The 7,190-nt window shown below is 31.2% G+C and carries 3 protein-coding genes; all 3 read right to left on the minus strand.

Annotated elements, in window-relative coordinates; all coding sequences use genetic code 11:
* Positions 1-2,479: 2,479 nt before the first annotated feature.
* The 3 genes from A5844_RS02540 to A5844_RS02550 all read right to left on the minus strand — a co-directional run bounded on the left by A5844_RS02540 (position 2,480) and on the right by A5844_RS02550 (position 5,821).
* A complete protein-coding gene (locus tag A5844_RS02540) occupies positions 2,480-4,003 on the minus strand; it encodes a zinc ABC transporter substrate-binding protein AdcA (RefSeq protein WP_086283622.1) in 1,524 nt (507 codons plus the stop codon).
* A gap of 39 nt (positions 4,004-4,042) precedes the next feature.
* Positions 4,043-4,147, minus strand: a complete 105-nt coding sequence (locus A5844_RS14115) for a putative metal homeostasis protein (protein ID WP_086283624.1) — start codon at positions 4,145-4,147, stop codon at positions 4,043-4,045.
* Positions 4,148-5,137: 990 nt separating this feature from the next.
* A complete protein-coding gene (locus tag A5844_RS02550; protein ID WP_086283626.1) occupies positions 5,138-5,821 on the minus strand; it encodes a restriction endonuclease in 684 nt (227 codons plus the stop codon).
* Between the last annotated feature and the right edge of the window lie 1,369 nt (positions 5,822-7,190).

The following is a 7,190-nucleotide window of genomic DNA, read 5'->3' on the forward strand; positions in this document are numbered from 1 at the left end:
ACTCTCAGTTTTTCTATATTATATACTTTTGCCATAAGCATCTCCCTTTGAACTACAAATTTGATACGGCAATTTTATGTGTTCATGATTGGTAACACTTTCATCAATAACCTAATCTTCGATAAACAAAAACTCTTTCACAACATAAATTTTCATTGATCACGACCAAATGATAAATTGATATAATAGCCAATCCAACTTTTGATGTACAACTTAGAATAGAATTTTCCAATAAATTTGCCAACTTTTGAAGCATTTTTGTTTAGAAAACTTCAAAATAGAGAAATAGTAGATCGATCAACTTTTGCGAGACTATTTTCTTATAAAAATCAGCATTCTAGCTATGTAAGATAAAGCCTATATGAAAAACCATCTGGCCTTCAAATTGTTTCCCTTTAATATACCTAGCTAAATATTTGCATAACTCTATGAATAGAACGATGTTAAAAAAATATACCAGTCATCTTACGAATAAAGAGCCGAAACAGTAAGTAGCCCCCTATGAACGCCATTATGTATATAGACTATCAAGACAGTAGAGATAGAACCTATTTCCCCCTTACTTCTCCTTTCAAACATCAATATCTTATCCTTTTTTACGCCTTCTTCCCCTCTTTCCATAGCAAAATAATACGATACAGTGGACAGCACACGATTAGTCAGATCTTGAGACAACAACAATACTTCAATTTAATAAAGACACATCGAAAAAATACTTACATGAAAGTATATGTCATACTTCTTTATTGTTCGATTTCTTGATTTTTCGATCTCTTATTTTTTTGATTTTTTATTGTTTCAACTGACTTTATTACTTTTCTTAAACTCAAACAAGAATCCAGACCAATAATCGCTCCTATGATACTAATAAACGACCAAAGATATCTTTTTTGAAATAGTAAAATGATGAAAAAAACTACCATAGTACTTGAACACATCAAACCAATCATAATTATCCACTTGATTTTTGTTCTCGATTGTCTTTTCATTTTAAACAACTCCGATTATCCTCAATATAATATTAATTTCTTCTATCAGTACAATCTAATCTTTCTGAAAATAGTCCAACAGCCAAAATCTTTTTGTTTCTATCCTTCATAACTTGTTTAAGTAAAATATAGGATTTTAATGATTTAAAAACGCACAAGAATCAAATTGATTGTAAGAGCTAAAAATCCAAGAAAAGTAAACACTTTAGATTTTTGCAAAGCAGATTCTATTTTATGATAATCGGATTCTGGTAGTTCCTTACCTACATTTACATGAACAATTTTTTTCACATTCAATAAAAAAAACTTCCAATGACAAGGCACACTATGCTAAATATCCCAACTACTAGCCTAACTATAAACTTCATTTCCAAGGTAATCATCACTTACAATTCCTCTATCATTGTTTTATGTTCACTATTAATCCATCTGCTTAATTTCACCTTATATTTAGACATGCGTTTATATTTTTCAAGCACTTGTCGTGAGCATATCTTTTCATTTAAATAAAGTAAAATTCATAAGCCTGTTAAACTTCTGAATGGTTACTAGATTTCTCCTCTTTGTAGTTTATTGAACCAATAAACTACAAAGCTATTCGCCTCATACAGATAATTAAACTATAAATGAATAACAAAATTATTATTTAAAAGCAACATAAAAAGTGGTTTTAGTGTCATAATCGTCAAGTTTTTTCCAACCAACTAAAAACTAATTTAACTTATAGATAAGACGAATAAATCCACATATTTCAGACAATAAAAAGAACATTGCCCCAATAGCAGCAAGTATTGTGCAACCTATATTCTATGATGCACAAATCTTTCAAGATACTTAGCAAATCATCATTAATAATGATTAACCTCTCCGTCTTTTGTTACCAGATTATTATTTATATTCATACATAAAGTTGCACATATAGCAACAAGAGCATGAGACAAAAGTATTATTTACTCTTGCTTCACGCTCTAAATACGTATAAACAGTGAAATCAGAAGCAACTCCTTCGAAAATAAGCTAAAATTCACAAGAATTTGAAAAGCAACTTTCATGAATTCCTTCTTATTTCTCGGAGTTAATCACTTCTGTACCATCCTCTTTTTTTGCCTGTTATTAAATTCGTCACCCTCTTTAGTGTAACTACAAAAAGTAACTGTCGATATATTACGTGTTCCATTTATGCTATAACGAAGCCCAACGCTTTCCTTCGATATTATTTAGCTTGATTGATCATTATTTTATCTAATTATGGGCTCCGACTTACCTAACCTTTAGGATGCTCATAATGAATAAAGCGATTAGCAAGGTATATCATCTATCGGAGGATTTTTAAACTATTTATTATTCTCATCCTTAATCACAGCATAAATGATTAATAGCTACTATTTCTTTAACTGTTTAAGTAAAACTCCAAAGAATTTTATGACCTCTACAAATAAATAAAGTCATACCACAAAAGTTTTAATGAAAACACCTTTCATGTATTCCGTTTAGTGAGCCAACATCTCTTGGGCAATTTCATGTTTAGACAATGTATTGGGATAGTAAGTCGGCCAATGATTCAGTTCATCATAAAGTGACTCTTGGCTTTCACTGCCAAAAAAGATATGGAAGTGAGCGGCTTTACTTGGTGCGATCCCATGGTCACTAAATTGGACATATTTGAAACGACCTGCATTCACATCATCTGTTTCGAAATTGAAACGGACACCACGATTCCCTTTTTCATAGGTCAAAATCTGATGCCCTGCTGGCTTGTACGTATATTTGTGATGTTCCCCGTTAACAACGAAATCGATAGTATTATCCGTGATGTGGATTGCCTCAACATCGGTTTTATAACCGGTACCATAATATTTTTTATATTCTTCAGCAGTCATATCTTTGTTCATTTTAGCTTTATAATCAAATACCTCATCTAAACTACCATCTTCTAATAATGGATAGACAGATTGCCAATCTCCAGCATAATCACTTAAGTCACGATCCCTTACATCCGCATCATCAAAGTAACCGTTAGCAACAGTTTTATTTCTTTCCGCTGCTTTTTCAGGTGTAATTTCTTTACCTGCAATGGAAGTGGTTTTTTCTAAGGATTTTAAGTTAGCTTCCATTACGGAAATATAGTCTTCGCCGTCTGCCATTTGTTGCTTAGTCAAGCTTTCAAGTGGATTTAATACTTCCAATTTTACTCCAGTTTCACTCGCTAATGTCTTGGCAATTTTATCATTGGCATTTTTTTCAAAATAAATATAATGGATATCATTATTTTGGACGTAATCTTTTAATTCAGCTAAACGACTGGATGATGGTTCTTGTTCTGGGTTCAAGCCAGCAATAGGCACTTGGGTCAACCCATAATCTAAAGCTAGATAACCGAATGCCGCATGTTGTGTCACAAAGCTTTTTTGTTTTGCTTTTTTGAAACTTGTTGTATAATCTTCATCTAATTGTTTTAGCTTTGTTAAATATTTCTCTGCATTCGTTTTAAAAATCTCAGCTTTTTCAGGATAATATTCCATCAGTTGCTCTTTGATGCTGATGACTTCTTTAATAGCCATTTTCGGAGAGACCCATGTATGTGGATCTAGTTCATGATGATGATCCTCTTCCCCGTGGCTATGATCATGTCCTTCTTCACCACCAGGTAACAACACCATATTCTTCGTTCCCTCAACTACATTAGGCTTTCCTTTCTTCCAACTTTCTCTAGCTTTTGGGACCCACATCTCCATATTTTCATTATGATAAACAAAAACATCGGCATCATGAATTGTAGCCATATCTTTCGCAGATGGTTCATAATCATGAGCTTCTGTTCCAGCTGGAATCATCAATTTGACATCAGCTTCGTCCCCTACAATATTTTTCGTGAAATCATACATTGGATAAAAAGTAGTCACGATAGACAGTTTTTCCTCCTTATCTCTAATGACTCCTTCATTATCAGACCCACATGCCCCCAATAATCCTAGAGTTGCTAACGTTAATAATCCTACAACTAATTTTTTCATTTTTCTGTCCTCTCTACTCGTTAAATTGGATTTCTCATTTCATTTTTTGTTTGTGTTTTTTATTACTTTAAGAGCCCGTTTTCTTGTTTTGATATTCGGACTTTTAAGTCGTCGATAAGCACTAGATATATCTGTTTTTTCCATTATTTAATCCCTCAAATCTATCTTTGCTTTCTTTTATTTAGTATGGTCACTTTTTAGAACAAATCCAATCATTGCGTTCCATGGATATTTCATCATCACACCAAACTTCTTCGTTTTTCTTTGTGATATAGAAAATCCAACTAAATGCGGCTTAACTTAGTACTGCCAGCCGATTTAAAGCAATTCTTTCAATTAATGTAAATCTATCTACTTCAAGATTTCCACTTTGCATTTTTCTTTGTACTTTTCTATCCATTTTGAGTTTTCTTTTCATAAATCATTCTCGCTCCTTCTGCTTTGTTGAATGCAAATCGTAAAAATTACGATTTGATGTGAATACCTTACCAATTAAAAAAATGGTTGTCAACAAAAAATAACATGAAATATTATTCAGATGAACGAATAATCATTTAAAAATCTGATGTTAATAGAAATCAATTCTCGTATAAACGATTAAAAGAAACATTTATCGCTTATTCAGTCTGATTGATAGATATTTCTATTCGAAAATTTTTATTCAAACATACAATAAGTATTCTCATCGTTAGGAAAAAAGTGTAAAACATTGAAATAGAACTGCTCCAATCGTTATCTTGCATGATTAGTTTAAAATACCTGATATTTATCAATTACCGTGTATCCCCAAGAAACGATCCACGAAAAGTCTCAAATAGGAGGTAAATTTATTATTGATAGCAATAGAAAAACAGTGATCATCGTGAAATCAGTTGCTCTAGTCACAAATATCTTTTAACACTCATAATTATTTTTTTTACAGTTTAGTAGGTGGAGGACTTCCTTATTTCAGTAAAAAAATAAACCAGAGAATCCTAAAAAGTTCATTTTGGATTCTCTGGTTTATTAATTAAAGTTTTTGTCCTATTTTATTCGTATCTAGATTAAGATAGGATGTAAAAGGACATGACCATTTTACTTCTTTTTATACATCCTGTTTTCGTCATAAAAAGCAGTAAAACCTGTTATAGATATTTAACTAGGGTGTCTGTAAAATTTCCCGTCATTATAATACAATGCACTACAAGATTCACATTGAAATAAGTATTTCCCTTGGTTTGATCGAAATTTCACGAGTTTCCCATGAGTACACTTTTCGCAATCTTTAAGAGAACTCATTGATGTTTGATTGATGACTTCAGCTAATTCAATAGGAAAGTGATAAATAATAAGTTCCCATAACTTCTTTCGATCAATCAGCATTATTTCATTGTGGTACTCCTCAATCGCTGGTTGCGTATAGCTAGAAGTCGTCACAAAAATCATTCTCTTGATTTTTTTCTTTGTACAACCCGAATGAAATTTCGCTACATCTTCTTTTTTTACAAATCCTGAAGAATTTGCCGGGTTATATGCTTTACATTGAACTGCACCTATTAACTCATTTTCTTCAAATAGTTCGATATCAATAGATCCATCATAAACACCATCAATGATTTGACATCGATAACCTTCTTTTTCGAAGACTTCCCTCATCAAGATATTTAAGTCCGTCGAATTGTATCGTTCGTTGCTGGAAGCCAAGAGTTGTCGGATCATTTTTTTGATAGTTTCAGATTGTTTTGCCGTTATTTTTTTCTCTAAAAAAGCAAAAGGACGTTTTTCAGTTAATTTAGGAGATTCTTTCTGTTTCAACTTATTTCGTAACAAATTCAACATTTTATCCCTCCTTACTAAGATGTTATTTCTAAAGAAATCTATTTTATATAAACGGCCCCCTCTCTCTTTATATATCGATCGTTTAATAAAATCAGTATACAAAGAAGTTGAAATGGGGCATCATTTTGGGTTGAGATTTATCGACACCAATTCTCGTATTGACAAGCATCTACCACTCACGAAATAAGGAAACAATATATTAGCAACACTATAAGATTATTATTAATTCACTCATTCTTTTTTATCTTTTCAAATCCTTAGATTGTTCCAATTTGTCTATCCATTTTAGTTGCATATCACTTTTTATGTAAATTAATGATGGGTGAGCAAGTATTTCCCAATTCACTTTCTAAATCAATAGTTACAAAAAGCCATTACTCTATGTGAAGACAACGAGAATATTCAAAAAAAGATTTTTCCTATTAAAAAGCGAACAGAAATGGAATCCTTTCTGTCCACTAAGATGCTAAGCTTTTATCTATCCTTATGTAGCTATGAACAAAGTCATTTAGTTCCTATGCCAATATATTTCAGTCAGGAAAAAATGCTATAAAAGACAATCATTCCTAATCCTTACTTTTCCTAATTTTTCTAGCTTAAAGATGAATAAACGATAAATAGGGATAAGGCAGTTCATGAGAATATAAAGTGTTTTTTTAAAGCGGAATTCATACATTTCTTACACGTATAAATTTCCAAAAACCACTATATAATGTCTGTCTCTTATACACATCTAGATGTGTATAAGAGACAGGTATTACATATCGAACAATAAAAAATAAACGATGTTTAACCACCATTATCTTCAATTACTACTATGCTACTTTTCTGAAAAATATTTCATTTTTTGTCCATTGAATTTTTGAGAACTTTTTCCTGTACTATCACTAACCCCTTTAGTTTTTAAATTGACTAAACGAACAATAGACAAGTATCACTAAAGTATTCCTTTATAGTTTTTACTTATCGTTTTTATTTATCGTTTTTGTTTCATTACTTACTTTGAAATTGTATTTATTCAGTATCAAAGCATACAGTATAATCTATTGTATAGAAAATGGTTCAATTATTTCGTTATTGAGAGGTAAACGACGATTTTTCTTATATATGTATTCCGCTTTGCTTAATCACTCAAAATAGAGCAACTTGATCATTTTTCTTCGTTCATATACTTTTTCAATAATGGCTAAAGAAATGGTCATTACTCTATGAATTATTCATGGAAAAATCAGAGATAAAGCTACTTCGTTTTGAATCATCAAACATAAGCGATGTTTTGAGAAGAACAACAAAAATTAGTAAATAATGGAATTTTTATAGAGTTCCGCAAGTAAATTTTCAACAAATTTGTCTCTATCCATCATTGAGT

This window comes from Candidatus Enterococcus wittei (assembly GCF_002140175.1).
GTDB classification, from domain to species: domain Bacteria; phylum Bacillota; class Bacilli; order Lactobacillales; family Enterococcaceae; genus Enterococcus_B; species Enterococcus_B wittei.

Coding starts and splice junctions, on each gene's coding strand:
- A5844_RS14115 (WP_086283624.1), bottom strand. CDS start 4,147: ATGGAAAAAACAGATATATCTAGTGCTTATCGACGACTTAAAAGTCCG.
- A5844_RS02550 (WP_086283626.1), bottom strand. CDS start 5,821: ATGTTGAATTTGTTACGAAATAAGTTGAAACAGAAAGAATCTCCTAAA.
- A5844_RS02540 (WP_086283622.1), bottom strand. CDS start 4,003: ATGAAAAAATTAGTTGTAGGATTATTAACGTTAGCAACTCTAGGATTA.